The 14207-nt window shown below is 56.9% G+C and carries 13 protein-coding genes; 8 read left to right on the forward strand and 5 right to left on the reverse strand.

Annotated features, from left to right (window positions below; all coding sequences use genetic code 11):
* The first annotated feature begins 20 nt into the window (after positions 1–20).
* The gene (locus tag ASB66_RS00825) at positions 21–1910 is read left to right on the forward strand and encodes a bifunctional diguanylate cyclase/phosphodiesterase (protein WP_060716304.1); all 1890 of its coding nucleotides are present in this window, start codon (positions 21–23) and stop codon (positions 1908–1910) included.
* On the opposite strand, the gene ASB66_RS00830 is transcribed toward ASB66_RS00825, so the two are convergent.
* The 5 genes from ASB66_RS00830 to ASB66_RS00850 form a co-directional block, all read right to left on the reverse strand.
* Entirely contained in the window at positions 1843–2619 is a 777-nt protein-coding gene (locus tag ASB66_RS00830; RefSeq protein WP_060716333.1) for an aspartate/glutamate racemase family protein, read from the reverse strand. The two genes, ASB66_RS00825 and ASB66_RS00830, sit on opposite strands and share 68 nt — an antisense overlap.
* A 25-nt stretch (positions 2620–2644) precedes the next feature.
* Positions 2645–3463, reverse strand: a complete 819-nt coding sequence (locus ASB66_RS00835) for an ABC transporter permease (RefSeq protein ID WP_060716303.1) — start codon at positions 3461–3463, stop codon at positions 2645–2647.
* A gap of 3 nt (positions 3464–3466) precedes the next feature.
* Complete coding sequence (locus ASB66_RS00840; RefSeq protein ID WP_060716302.1) at positions 3467–4372, reverse strand: ABC transporter permease; 906 nt, start codon at positions 4370–4372, stop codon at positions 3467–3469.
* A 74-nt stretch (positions 4373–4446) separates the two neighbouring features.
* The gene (locus ASB66_RS00845) at positions 4447–5736 is read right to left on the reverse strand and encodes an ABC transporter substrate-binding protein (RefSeq protein ID WP_060716301.1); all 1290 of its coding nucleotides are present in this window, start codon (positions 5734–5736) and stop codon (positions 4447–4449) included.
* 27 nt (positions 5737–5763) lie between these two features.
* The gene (locus tag ASB66_RS00850; RefSeq protein WP_060716300.1) at positions 5764–6852 is read right to left on the reverse strand and encodes an ABC transporter ATP-binding protein; all 1089 of its coding nucleotides are present in this window, start codon (positions 6850–6852) and stop codon (positions 5764–5766) included.
* Between the two features lie 266 nt (positions 6853–7118).
* Here ASB66_RS00850 and ASB66_RS00855 point away from each other — a divergent pair, with 266 nt between their 5' ends.
* From ASB66_RS00855 to ASB66_RS00885, 7 genes are all read left to right on the forward strand, one after another.
* The gene (locus tag ASB66_RS00855) at positions 7119–7829 is read left to right on the forward strand and encodes a GntR family transcriptional regulator (protein WP_060716299.1); all 711 of its coding nucleotides are present in this window, start codon (positions 7119–7121) and stop codon (positions 7827–7829) included.
* 160 nt (positions 7830–7989) lie between these two features.
* Positions 7990–8946 (forward strand): hypothetical protein, encoded by a 957-nt coding sequence (locus tag ASB66_RS00860; protein WP_147273997.1) that lies wholly within the window; start codon positions 7990–7992, stop codon positions 8944–8946.
* 94 nt (positions 8947–9040) lie between these two features.
* On the forward strand, positions 9041–9283 hold the full coding sequence (locus tag ASB66_RS00865; protein WP_156592465.1) for a PilZ domain-containing protein: 243 nt from the start codon (positions 9041–9043) through the stop codon (positions 9281–9283).
* Between the two features lie 45 nt (positions 9284–9328).
* Positions 9329–9877, forward strand: coding sequence for a DNA-3-methyladenine glycosylase (locus ASB66_RS00870; protein ID WP_060716296.1), 549 nt, complete (start codon positions 9329–9331; stop codon positions 9875–9877).
* Between the two features lie 64 nt (positions 9878–9941).
* A complete protein-coding gene (locus tag ASB66_RS00875) occupies positions 9942–10598 on the forward strand; it encodes an ABC transporter ATP-binding protein (RefSeq protein WP_060716295.1) in 657 nt (218 codons plus the stop codon).
* Positions 10598–13006 carry an ABC transporter permease gene (locus ASB66_RS00880; RefSeq protein ID WP_114386157.1) on the forward strand — a complete coding sequence of 803 codons (2409 nt, stop codon included), beginning with the start codon at positions 10598–10600 and terminating at the stop codon, positions 13004–13006. Before ASB66_RS00875 ends, ASB66_RS00880 begins: the two co-directional genes overlap by 1 nt.
* Positions 12996–14075 carry a lipocalin-like domain-containing protein gene (locus tag ASB66_RS00885; protein ID WP_060716294.1) on the forward strand — a complete coding sequence of 360 codons (1080 nt, stop codon included), beginning with the start codon at positions 12996–12998 and terminating at the stop codon, positions 14073–14075. Before ASB66_RS00880 ends, ASB66_RS00885 begins: the two co-directional genes overlap by 11 nt.
* Positions 14076–14207 lie beyond the last annotated feature (132 nt).

The following is a 14207-nucleotide window of genomic DNA, read 5'->3' on the forward strand; positions in this document are numbered from 1 at the left end:
GTGAAAGGGAATGGGGAAACATGTTGATCAAGCTGCAAAACAGGATTCTGGAAAAGATCGCCAGAGGCGACCCCTTGGCTGAGACCGTCGATTTCCTCTGTGGTTCTGTTGAGACGATGATTGATGACATCGTCTGTTCTGTTTTGACACTGGATGACATGGGACGTCTTCATCATCTTGCCGGACCGTCCATTCCCGAGCATTATTCCCAGGCGATCAATGGCTTGGCCTGCGGCGAAGGTGTCGGCTCTTGCGGCACGGCGGCGTTTCGCGGTCGTCCGGTCCTGGTGACCGATATTGAGAACGATCCGTTCTGGGCTGCGTTCAAGGGCCTTGCTTTACCACTGGGTTTTTTGGCGTGCTGGTCGACGCCGATTATCTCCGATGGCCGGGTATTGGGTACGTTTGCCTTCTATTTCCGCCAAAAACGCGGTCCGAGCGAAATCGAGGAAGGCATTGTTTCCGCCTGTGTGCATCTTTGCGCCATCGGTTTGGAGCGCGAGTTGCGGCTGAAAGAGCGTAGGCGGCTTGCCTATACCGATGTGCTGACGGGATTGCCAAATCGCACTGGTTTCAATGAAGCGGTGATGAATGAAGACGTGGGACGCAATCCATGGGGATTGTTGCTGGTGGATCTCGATAATCTCAAGCAGGTGAACGATACATTTGGGCACCAGGCCGGCGATGATCTGATCCGCACCGTTGGCTTGCGGTTGAAAGCAATGACCGATTGCGACACCGCATTCCGGCTCGGCGGGGACGAGTTTGCCCTGATCGTTCGTGGGGTTGATTGTGTGGATCTCGGCTACCATGCGGCTCATGTTCTGGCGGTGCTGAAGGAGCCTTGCATTTGCGCCGGCCAGACTGTTTATCCAGCCGGAACCATAGGCGGCGCTGTCGCGCGTCAGGGGCAGAGCGTTGACGATGTTCGACAGAATGCCGATTTCGCGCTTTATGAAGCCAAGGAGCGCTGTCGCGGTCAGTTTGTTGAATATTCGGTCGGCTCAGTTTCGAAAATAGCCCGGCGGTTTCGCTCTTTCCAGCAAGTGAGCGAAGCATTGCGGGAACAGCGGATCGAGACCTATTATCAGCCCGTCGTTGATCTTGCCTCCGGTTCTGTTGTCGGGTTTGAGGCTCTTAGTCGGCTTGCCAGCCGTAACGGCGATATCATTTCCGCCTCGCATTTTCATGAAGCTACCAGCGACGTTCATCTGGCTCGGGCGCTGACGGCTTGTGTGTTAGAAAATGTGGCGCGAGATGCGCGCGATTGGCTGGACAGCGGACTTGAATTCGGTCGTATCGGTTTGAACGTATCGGCAGGCGATTTTCTGGACGGCTCCCTGACAGAGCGGATTATCGGCGCAATGGACAAAGTTGGTGTTGGGGTAGATCGCATTGTCGTTGAATTGACGGAATCGATTTATCTGGGAAATCGCGAGCGCAATGTCGTGGACCAGATCAAGCAGTTGCGCCAGGCGGGCATGCTTGTGGCTCTTGACGATTTCGGCACCGGTTTTGCATCCTTAACGCATCTTCTGACCGTTCCGCTGGATATCATCAAAATCGATCGCTCTTTTATTGCCCGGTTGCTGGAGGAAGAGCCAGCATCGGTCATCGTCGGTGGGCTATTGTCGATTTCCGACCGTTTGAATTTCCGTGTCATCGCGGAGGGTATCGAAACAGAGGAGCAGCGTGATTTGCTTTTGCGGCTGGGATGCGAGGAGGGGCAGGGCTATCTCTTCTCCAAGGCGGTGGATCGCAAGGAAGCGGCAGCCATGTTGCGCCGCAAGTCTCTTGGTCAACTTCCATCCTCATTGCGGAACTCTTTAAATGCACGCTTTTTCAATGACCTGTCTGCTGATTCTCGGCAGCTTTGTCTGCCGATAAAACAGCCGGCTCGAACGCTTTAAGCAAACCGAGATAGGGCTTGTTCACGGGGGCGGCATAGGCGTTGTTTTTAGCCGTCCGCAGTCCGAGGGAAACCAGGGCCTCCGCCTGCTTGACAGCGCAAGCAACGCCATCGATGACCGGAACGCCGAATTCCTTGCTCAAGGCCTCCGTCAGATCGGCCATACCGGCACATCCAAGAATGATGGCTTCCGCATCGTCTTGCGCCAGCGCTCTGGCAATCTCCGCTCGTAGCCGCTCCCTTGCGTTCGATGATGGATCTTCCAGCGAGAGTACCGAAATATCGGCGGCGCGTACTTTGCAGCGGTCGGATGCGCCATAACGGCGAACGAGGTGTTCGATGGGTAATCGAGACCGTTGCATGGTCGTTACAACACTGAACTTCCGGGCAATGAAGCTGACCGTCGCAATCGCTGCCTCGCAAATACCGATGACGGGAATACCGGCCAATGCACGAGCAGCATCAAGACCTGTATCATCGAAACAGGCGATAATGGCGGCATCCGCGCCCTGTTTTTCCCCGTCGGCGAGTTCCATCAGCAGGCCGGGAACAGCCAGCGCCTCGTCATAATAGCCCTCGATGGAAACTGGCCCCATCTGCGAGGTGCGCGGCAGGATTTCGGTTCCTGCATGTGCAACGCGGCGGGCGGCGTCCGCAGCCGTCGCTGTCATGCTTGCAGTTGTATTGGGGTTGATAAGCAGAATGCGCATGAAAATCCGATCGAGGGTTGCCCGCTCAGGCATGGCCACGAGGCCGGCTGACCCGGCGAATGAGGAAAATCGTCAGGGCAATGATCAGGAAGGAAAATACCGTTGTCACCGTACCCAGCGCATAGAGAACCGGTGTGGTGACATTGGTCGTCATGCCGTAGATTTCCAGTGGCAGGGTGTTGAAGCTGCCTGATGTCATCAGCGTTCGGGCGAATTCGTCATAGGAGAGCGAGAAGCCAAACAGGCCGACACCGATCAGGCTGGGCGCGATCATCGGCAGCAACACGTAGCGAAAAGTTTGCCAGGAGGATGCGCCAAGATCGCGGGCTGCCTCTTCATAGGCAGGTGAAAAGCGGTTGAAGACAGCGAACATGATCAACACACCAAAGGGCAGGGTCCAGGTCAAATGCGCCCCGAAGGCGGAACTGTACCAGTTTGGCTGGAAGCCCAATTGCTGGAAGACGACCCCGATGCCGAGCGAAATGATGATGGACGGCACGACCAGGCTGGCAATGGCCAGGTAGAACAACACTGTCGCGCCATAGAACTTGCGGCGAAATGCCAGGCCTGCCAGCAGCGACACCAGTACGGTGACGACCATCACCATCAACCCGAGGGTGATCGAGCGTTTGATGGCGCCGCCAAAATCGCCGACGGCCTGGGTTTCGAACAGATTGGCAAACCAATGCAGTGAGACGCCATTGAGCGGAAAGGTCAGCCCACCATTTTCTCCCTGGAACGACAGGATCAGGATCGCTGAGAGCGGGCCATAGAGAAACAGCACGAAGAGCGCAAAAAATATGGCGAGCAGATAGAATTCTCGGCTGCGTTTTTCCCTGATCATGGCTCACAGCTCCTTGCGGATATCGACGATGCGCAAGATCCCGGCGACCATCAGCAGAACGAGGATCAGCAACACCACAGCATTGGCGGCGGCGGCTGGATATTGCAGCAGTGACATCTGGTTCTTCATGATCAGCGCCACCGAGGCGCTCTGGCCGCCAGACATCACCTGTACGGTGGAAAAATCGGCCATGGTCAAAGTGACGACGAAAATCGTGCCGATAGCCATGCCAGGCTTGGCGAGCGGCAGAATGACATTGGTGAGGATTTGCAGGCTGGAAGCGCCCGCATCCCTTGCGGCTTCGACCAGCGCTTTGTCGATCCGCATCAGCGTATTGAAGATCGGCGTGACCATGAACAGGGTGTAGAGATGTACCATGGCCAGCACCACGGCAAAGTCTGAATAAAGCAACCACTCCAGTGGCTGGGGAATGATGCCGGTCCCGACCAGCGCCTGGTTGACCAATCCATTGCGGCCCAGAACCGGAATCCAGGAGATCATCCGGATGATGTTCGATGTCAGAAACGGTACGGTGCAGATCAGGAAAAGCACGCTCTGCATGGCGGCACTGCGGATGTGGAAGGCCAGGAAATAAGCGACCCAGAAGCCGATGAACAGCGTCAAAAGCCAGACAATGCCTGCGAATTTCAGCGTGTTCAGATAGGTTTTCCAGGTGACCCAGGAACCAAGCGTTTCTGTATAATTGAAGGTTACAAAACCGGGATACATCTGGGCGAAGTCATAATCCCAAAAGCTGACAATGACGATCATCAGGATCGGCAATAGCAGGAAGCCGCCGAGGATAAGCGCCAGGGGGGCGGCTTGAAGATAGGCCGTCAGCCAGGCAGGTACGCGGATATCGCGCCGTGGCTTCGGCTCGCCGACGCCTATAAACCTCACTGTTGCCATGGCTTGTCTCCCTGTCGTCTTCGGGCTGCTGTAGTCTTCCCCGCGAACGGGAAAGACTGTTTTCTATGATATGATCAGGCGGCGATAAACTCGTTCCAGCGGCGAACCATGTAGCGGTCCTCGTCCATGACGGAGTTCCAGCAGGCAACCTTGCCCATGCGTTCTTCGAAGGCACCGCCGTCGCGTACGGCACCGGCTTTTTCCATCACCTTGCCTTCGGGGGACATGATGTCGCCCTGGGCTGGCTTGCCTTCGATCCAGTAACCCCATTCATCAGCGGACATGAAGTTTTTGGCGGTCTCCATGCAGGCGGAATAATAGCCCTGGCGGTTCAGGTAGCCGCCGACCCAGCCGGATGTGTACCAATTGATGTATTCATAGGCCGCATCGAGCTGGGCGCCCTTCAGATGCGCAGCAAGACCCAGTCCGCCGCCCCAGGCGCGGTAGCCTTCCTTCAACGGCTGATATTTGCAGGCGATGCCCTTGGAGCGGACAGCGGCTACGGCTGGCGACCACATGGACTGGATGACGACCTCGCCCGAAGCCATCAGGTTGACGCTTTCATCAAAGCTCTTCCAGAAGGCGCGGAACTGGCCGCTCTGCTTGGCCTTGATCAGGAAATCAATGGTCTTGTCGATCTCGGCCTTGGTCATGTTGCCCTTGTCGGCATATTTGATATTGCCCATCGCTTCCATGATCATCGCGGCATCCATGATGCCGATCGATGGAATGTTGAGGATCGAGGTCTTGCCCTTGAACGCTGGGTCCATGATATCGGCCCAGCTGGTGATGTCGCGGCCAACGAGATCGGGGCGAATGCCGAGCGTGTCGGCGTTGTAGATGGTCGGTACCATCGTCATCCATTCGGTCGGAGCCTTGGCGAAGGTTTTCGCGCCGGGCTTTTCGACGAAGCCGACGGTGTGCGGCGCTGTACCCTGGGCGATGACGCTATCCGGCTTCAGCTTGCCGTTGATGAACAGCGGTACGATCTTGTCGTAATATTTGAGCTTCTTGACTTCCATTGGCTGCAAGACGCCTGATGGGAAGACCTTCTTGGCGATCCAGTATTCGACGTCGGCAATGTCATAGGAGTTCGGCTGCGTGACGGCGCGTTGGGCGGCGGCGTCGGAATCCGTGGCGGTCATTTCCAGGGTGATGCCGAGGTCGGCCTTGCACTTTTCGGCGATGGCATTGATGTTTGAAACGCCGGTGCCGAATTGACGAAGGGTGATCTTGGTCTGCGCCCAGATGGTTGGAAAGCCAGTGATGGCGCCGGAACCGGCGGCAAGACCCGCTGCGGCTGCCCCTGTCTTCAAAAGCGAACGGCGGGTCACGCCGGACTTTGGCTTTTTGGTATCAGTCATGGAAGTTCTCCTCTGGTTATTGGTTGATTATTTCTGCGCCGGTTTGCCGAGAACGATGGCGTCATCGGCCTCCCAGCAAACGGCAATGGCTTCGCCTACCTTAACCGGATGCGCGTGGAAGGCGGAATCGGTCAGGATGGCGGTAAAGTCTTCGATGCCCGCACCGCTCAGCATCAGCTTCACGGTGGAACCGCGATATTCGACATTGGTGACAGAGCCGGTGAAGCCGAGGCCCGGGACCTGGCTCTGGCCGATCCGTACATGGTCGGTGCGCACGGCTATGTCGGCGGGCTCGCCGACGACTGCTTTGCCGGAAGCCGCGAAATCCGCGCCAGCTGCCACTGATACCATGGCGATCTCGTCGGAAACGCTGGTGACGCGGCCTGAAATGACATTGTGATCGCCCATGAAACGAGCGACGAAGGCTGAAGCCGGGCGCTCGAATACGGTGCGGGGATCGGCAGCCTGTTCAATGCGGCCATCGTTCATGATGACGATCAAGTCGGCGAGCGCCATGGCCTCTTCCTGGCTATGGGTCACATGCACGAAGGTGATGCCAAGCGAGGTCTGGAGTTTCTTCAGTTCGGCCCGCATGCGGATTTTCAAAAATGGATCGAGTGCAGACAGTGGCTCGTCCAGAAGAAGGGCTTCCGGATCGGTAATCAAGGCGCGTGCCAGCGCCACACGCTGCTGCTGTCCACCGGAAAGCTGGGCAGGGCGGCGGTCCGCATAGGCCTCCAGTTGCATCAGTTGCAGCATCTCCATCGCCTTGGCGCGGCGGGTGGCTTTGTCGATACCCTTCATTTTCAGGCTGAAGGCGACATTTTCAGTCAGGTCGAGATGCGGAAACAACGCATAGGATTGGAACATCATCGCCGTGCCACGCGCAGCGGGCGCGAGATCGGTGATGTTGGTGTTGCCCAGCAGGATATCGCCTGTCGTGACGGTCTCGTGTCCGGCAATCATCCGTAACGTCGATGTCTTGCCGCAACCGGAAGGGCCGAGCAGGCAGCAATAGGTTCCGGCCGGAATTTTCAGGCTGATGCTATGGACGGCTGTCGTATGACCGTAAACCTTGGTAACGGCGGCAATATCGATGGCGGCGGCTTGTTTCATGCTGCGATCCCTTGATGACCGCTTTCTTACAAGCATCTTGCGTGCCAGATGCTCTTTGCCCCTGGAAAACTTGGATAATCCTGTCGGCATCTGCCGGAATGCCCATGAAATCTCCGGGGTATTGAACGCTGTTGCGCAAAAAACGTGCGATTGTTTGCATTCGCTGGTCAAATTGTACGCAATAGATTTTGCGTCTGTCAGCAATCAGTGACTTTCGGAGCCTGCCAGTTCGATGTAGAAAGAGATGCATCAGCACGGGTGACGCTATGAAGCTTGACGAAAAAATCAGTTTTCACGATTCAAACTTGGAAGACCGTGCATTCACCATCCGGGAATCCCTGCGAAATGCGATTATCGACCGGCGTTTAACGCCTGGAACCAAGCTTTCCGAGGCCGAAGTGGGACTTCTGTTCGATGTCAGTCGCACCGTTGTGCGCAGTGCTCTGCAAATGCTTGCATTCGAAGGGCTGATAAAGACGGAACGAAATAGGGGTGCTTTTGTATCCAATCCGAGCCCCGAAGAAGCAGTGCAGGTGTTTGCCTGCCGCCGAATGATCGAACCCGGTATCGTTCTGGCAGCTGTCGAGCGGCTGACGGAGGACGACCTGGTGGCTTTTCGTGCCCAGTTGGAAGATGAACAACGCCATCTGCACCAGCGCGGGCCTGCGGCGCGGCGCGCCGAAATAAAGGCCTCGGGCGATTTCCATCTGATGCTGGCAAAAGTTGCCGGCAATGCCATCCTGCAAAAATTTATGGATGAACTGGTGGCCAGATCATCGTTGGTCATCGCGCTGTATGGTGGTTCCGGGGCCTCTAGTTGCGGTCACAACGAGCATGAACAGATACTTGAGGCTCTTGCGCAGCGGGACGCCAAGCGTGCAAGTGCGCTGATGCTGCATCACATCGATCATATCGAAGCGGATCTGGATTTGCGGGTGCGGGACGGTCTGGCATTGAAAGATGCCTTGGGGCTTTAACGCCCTTTTGGCCTTTTTATGGTCGAGTTGTCAGGTTCAAGTCAGCGCTGAATGGTTCAGGTGCTAGTCAGGCAAGGATGCGAGTCGTAGATCTTGAATTTGGCATTGGAGAGAATAGTCTGTCCTGGGCAGCGATTCCACCGCCTGACAGATCATAGTAGTGCGGCGGGTTTTTGAAATGCTCTATCCAGTGAGGTTCGTCTATCGTCGGTCCTCGGTTAAGTTCGGCAGTACGACCATGCGGTCATTTCAACTGTCCCGGTTGACGAGGCCCTATCTCGGCGACAAATACCGGTTTGAAATGGCGCCCCTGCCGAACAAGCGAATACCTGGATTGCAAATGCTCTGGGCGAGCCTTCAGCCTAAAGATGCAATTTATGTGTTTACCAAGCGGGCGGCGCTTTCCATTGGCGCATCGGCGCTGGAAATTCTGCATGGCCGAAGCCGGGGCATATGTTTCGACTATGTCGATACGCCCCTGGATAAGATGGTTTTCAATCATGTCGATATGCATCTCGCCAGTTCACATATGGCGCGTGATGCAATGCGCGCCAGGCTGACAAACACGCCTGGTGCGAAAGGGCAGGTTGGACTGCTGCTGCATGGTGCCGATGAACGTATCTATGCCATGGGCAACCAGCACCGTGCCGATTACCGCGCCGGTTATTTCGGCTTTCTGAAAAATACCGTCAGGACGCCTCAAATTGAAAAATCAGTCGATTTTCACGACGCGGCTTTCAGCGATTCTATGCGCCAGACCATTACGCGTATGGGTGATTACAGTTTACATTACTGCATTCGCGCACCCCAGACGGAGACGTTGGCGAGGTGTTATAAACCTTTTACCAAAGGTGTGATCGCGGCGGCCTGCGGTGCGAATGTGCTGGTGAATGCGGCTCAGGACGATGCCATCGCATTTCTGGGTGAGGATTATCCCTATCTTGTCCAAGGAGAAGGGGAGGACGAGATTATCGATGTTTTGCAACGGGCGCGAAGCACCCATGGTAAAAATGATTGGCTGCGCGCCCGCCGCGCCATGGATCATTTTCTGGATCAAGTCAGCCCAAAAGCAATGGCCATGCAGATGGATGAAATATTTACGACTTTGCTGAGATAATAAAGTCTTGCTGGACCGGTTGGATGTGATCGGCATTATATGAAATTGTAATAACTGCTGGATGGTCTGGATCTGGGATCGGCGGGGGTTTAGAATGGAGAATAAGCGTAGAGACCATCGTGTGCGTACCTTACAAGCGGCACGCATTATCTTGAAAAATGGATTTTCGAGCTTTAGCTGCACCGTCAAGAATATTTCCTCCGATGGCGCGAAGCTAGCGGGCGATAATTTTGTAAATGTTCCCGATGAATTCGATTTGCTGATGGATGGCGGGCGCAAGGTCCATTGTGTCGTCCGGTGGCGGAAAATCACGGAAATCGGTGTGGAATTCGTCTGACCGACATTCAGCAGCGTCACGGGTGGAAAAGTTCGATAGCAGGTCATGATTGAGTTCAACAGCAGTGCTGTCGATATCGCCCACGCCCTGATCGGCGCTGAGCTTTTCGTAGACGGTGTCGGCGGCATGATCGTCGAAACCGAGGCCTATGAGCGCGATGATCCGGCATCCCATAGTTTTCGGGGGGCTACGCCGCGCAATAAAACGATGTTTGGCCCAGCCGGACATGTCTATGTCTATCGTTCCTATGGTATTCACTGGTGTTTGAATATCGTTTGTCGGTCCGGCAGTGCGGTTCTGATCCGGGCGCTCGCGCCAAGCCAGGGTGTGGATTTCATGCAGGCGCGGCGTGGCGATGTGGCGCCGCGTTTTTTATGCGCTGGGCCTGGCCGTCTGGCACAGGCCTTGGGCATCACCGTTCAACACGATGGCTTGCCTCTCGCCCAACCGCCATTTCAGCTCGTGCCTGCCAAAACCCGCCCAAGCGTGGCGATCGGTCCTCGCATTGGTATTACCAAGGCGGTCGATCATCCATGGCGCTTCGGTTTGGCGGGGTCTAAATTTCTAAGCAAGCCTTTCCCCACGGTCCTCTAGCGCCATATCCGGCAGAGGGATAATGCTGTCGCGGTCATGAGCCTGCAAACAACTGGATAAACTGATGGTGCTGGTACTGGATGCCGTGAGAAAAACATACCGCACATCGGAAGGTCCTCTGGAGGTTCTCAAAGGTGTCAGCCTGACCTTGGCAGCGGGGCGAACCATAGCGTTGACCGGGGAATCCGGCAGCGGAAAAAGCACATTGCTTCATCTGGCAGGCGGGCTGGACAGCGCCGATGCCGGGAAGCTTTGCGTGGATGGCGAAGATATCGACGCGCTCGATGATAAAGGTCGCGCCCGGTTGCGGCGTGGCACCGTCGGGTTGATTTTTCAGCAGTTCAATCTGATCCCGTCGCTGGATGTGCGGGCCAATCTGGCGTTTCACGCCCGGCTGGGTGAGCGTTACGATAGCCAATGGCAACAGGAATTGACGGAACGCCTGGGGCTTGCGGCGCTTCTGTCGCGCTATCCCGAGCAGCTCTCCGGCGGCCAGCAACAGCGCGTCGCCATTGGTCGGACGCTTGCGGTTCGGCCAAAACTGGTTCTGGCCGATGAGCCGACCGGAAATCTCGATGAAGAGACAGGCAATGCGGTCATGGGATTGATGTTATCCCTGGTGCGGGAGACCGGTGCTGCCCTGTTGATGGTAACGCATTCGCCCCGATTGGCTGCCATGCTGGATGAAAACTTGCATTTGCGTGCCGGGCGGGTGGCCTGATGCTGCGCACGGCTTTTCTGGCGTTGTTGTCGCATTGGCGGCGCAAGCCGCTTCAATTGGCTATGCTGCTCCTCGGTCTGTCGCTAGCGACAGCACTTTGGTCGGGTGTGCAGGCGATCAATGCCGAAGCGCGGGCCTCTTATGCGCGGGCCGCCGCCATGCTTGGGCAAAACCGCTTGTCGGATATCCAAAGCAAGGATGGCAGGCCCATCCCCATCTCGACCTATGTCGCGCTGCGTCGAGCGGGGCTGCTGGTTTCCCCGGTTCTTGAAGGGGAGGTGCGACTTGGCACGTTTCGCCTGCGGTTGATCGGCATAGATCCCCTGACAATTCCGTCGGTGGCCCAGCCTGTCGATTTGCGCGGCGATGGCAATATCAATCGCTTCCTGCTTCCGCCGGGGCAGATCGCGGTTTCGCAAGCCACTGCCGATGCTCTTCGGGGGCAAGAGTTGCCGCCACTTGATATCGTCAAGGATATTCCTTTTGCAACCGGGTTTACCGATATCGGCAGGGCGCAAGCCTTGCTGGCACAAAGCGATGGGTTGACGCGGCTGATTGTCTCGCCGGAACAGCCGATTTCGCAACAGCAACTGGCGGCATTGGCGCCTGATCTGCGCCTGAAATCCCCCGATGGCGAAGGGGATCTTGCGCGATTAACGGACAGTTTTCATCTCAACCTGACGGCCTTCGGACTGCTGTCCTTCGTTGTCGGACTGTTCATTGTCTATGCGGCTGTGCGGCTTGCTTTCGAACAGAGACGGCCGACCTTTCGAACGCTTCGATCTCTTGGTCTCTCGGCCAGCGCATTGATGCTCCTGCTTTTCCTGGAGCTATTTGTCTTTGCATTGGCTGCGGGAGTCGCGGGCGTGGCGCTTGGCTATGTCGTTGCCTCTGTCTTGCTGCCGGATGTGGCGCTGACCCTTAGGGGCCTTTATGGCGCCGATGTGCCGGGAACGCTGACTTTTCGGCCTCAATGGTGGGCGACAGGGATCGGGATTGCGGTGGTCGGCACGCTTGCGTCCGCAGGGCAAAGTCTCTGGCAGGTCTGGCGTATGCCGCTGCTGGCCCCGGCCCAGCCACGCGCCTGGGCCATGGCATCGGAACGGGCCTGGTTTCTCCAGGCGCTGGCTTCGTCAGTGCTATTTGCGGTAACGCTGATTTTGATGAAATTCGGCAATGGCCTGGTGGCGGGTTTTGCTACACTGGGAGCGCTTTTACTGGCCTCGGCTCTGGCCCTGCCGGTCATTCTGGTACCCGTCCTGCGGTTGATGCAGTCGCTGGCAAAACGACCGGTTTGGAAATGGTTCTGGGCCGATACCCGCCAGCAATTGCCCAGCCTTTCCCTGGCCTTGATGGCGCTTCTTCTGGCTCTGTCGGCCAATGTAGGGGTTGGAACCATGGTGTCCAGCTTTCGTCTGACCTTTGTCGGCTGGCTGGATCAAAGATTGGCCGCTGAGCTATATGTGACGGCGCGCAACGATGACGAGGCCGGGCGTTTGCAGTCCTGGCTTGCCCCTCGGGTGAAGGCGGTGCTGCCGATCTGGAATGCCCAGGGGGAGGTCGGCGACAAAGCCGTGGTTATTCATGGTGTGGTCGATGATGCCACCTACCGTGATCACTGGCCGATGCTTGCCGCCACGCCGGATGTCTGGGACAGGTTAGCGAGGGGTGAGGGGGCCTTGATCAATGAACAGATGATGCGCCGCGAGGGCTTGGCGGTGGGTGATGAGATAACGCTGCCCGGTGGCTGGAAGCCCCGTATTCTCGGTGTCTATTCCGATTACGGTAATCCCAATGAGGATGTGATCGTCGCTCAATCGGAATTGGTCAGCCGTTTTTCCGATCTCTCGCGCTTGCGGTTCGGGCTGCGGGTGCGGCCAGACCAGACTGGGGCGTTGCGTGAGGCTTTGATGACCGAATTCGGCTTGCCGCCCGATAACATCGTGGATCAGGCGGTGATCAAGGCGCGATCACTGGCCATTTTCGAAAAGACCTTCGCTGTTACAGCCGCCCTCAACGTGTTGACGCTGGGGGTGGCGGGGCTTGCGATGTTTGCCAGCCTTATGACTCTATCAGGCATGCGGCTGCCGCAGATCGCCCCCGTCTGGGCAATGGGTCTGACCCGTCGCGCGATAACCGGGTTGGAGCTTGCCCGCACCCTTATCCTTGCGGGCTTTACACTCGTTGCCGCGCTGCCGGTAGGACTTGGTCTGGCCTGGGTTCTGTTGGCGGTGGTCAATGTCGAGGCATTCGGCTGGCGCTTGCCAATGCATGTGTTTCCCGTCCAGTGGCTATGGCTGGGAGGGTTTGCACTGTTGGCCTCGCTGCTCTCGGCACTGATCCCACTTGCCGGTATTGCCCGATTGAAGCCATCGGATTTATTGAAAGTCTTTGCCAATGAACGCTAATATCAGTCGGTTGTTGGTTTTCGCTCTGGTGCTGCTGCTTGGCGGTCATCCGGTTTTCGCTCAGGGCTTTGCCGGTCTTGGTGCCAAGGCTGGCGATGGTTTTGCCTTGCCGCAGCCAGGCCAACCGCTTGCGTTTCCAATGGATCATGGCCCGCACCCGAATTACCGGATCGAATGGTGGTATGTGACGGCCAATCTGACCGGACCGGATGGGCGCGATTACGGGGTGCAATGGACGCTGTTTCGCTCGGCATTGAAACCAGGCGAGGCAGAGGGCTGGAACAGTCCACAAATCTGGATGGGGCATGCGGCCTTGACCACAACAGACCATCATTACGCTGCGGAAAAATTTGCGCGTGGAGGAATAGGTCAGGCGGGCGTGGCGCTTTCGCCGTTTTCCGCCTGGATCGATGATTGGTCACTCATGGCAGGAGCACCGGCCGGAAACACTGGCGATGCGCTGTCCTCCTTGACCATGAAGGCCAAGGGTGCCGATTTTTCCTACGATCTCTCCTTGCAGGCCACCGGACCCCTAGTGGCGCAGGGAGAGCATGGCTACTCGGTGAAATCAGCGGAAGGGCAGGCGAGCTATTATTATTCCCAGCCCTTCTATGCGGTGAATGGTATCTTGAACCTGCCGACCGGTCCTGTCGCCGTGACTGGTAAGGCTTGGCTGGATCGGGAATGGTCCTCCCAACCGCTCTCCGCCGACCAGAAAGGCTGGGATTGGTTCTCCCTCCATTTCGAGAACGGTGCAAAACTGATGGGCTATCATCTGCGCGGCAAGGGTGACGATTATACGGTCTCCACCTGGATCACGCCGCAGGGTGTGCCGGAGCCAATGCGGCCCGGCGCGCTCAAGCTGACGGTATTAAAACAAACGCAGGTCGCGGGTCGCACCATGCCAGTGGAGTGGCAACTGGAACTGCCCGAAAAAGCCATGTCGATCCGGACCACGCCCGTAAACGCGCAAAGCTGGATGCCCCTGGCGTTCCCCTATTGGGAAGGCCCGATCCGCTTTTCGGGCAGCCACGCTGGTGCCGGTTATCTTGAAATGACCGGATATTGAACCCAAACGGTCTTCTGGTCATATGGCATGCGCTTTGCTTTCTGGTATTTACAGTAGGTCGTACGGTCGGCGCATGATAATCATGGGGTCGGATTGGCATGGGCAGGCGTATCGAGCATTTGCACGCTTCGT

The organism is Gillisella vitis (assembly GCF_001541345.2).
GTDB classification, from domain to species: Bacteria; Pseudomonadota; Alphaproteobacteria; order Rhizobiales; family Rhizobiaceae; genus Allorhizobium; species Allorhizobium vitis.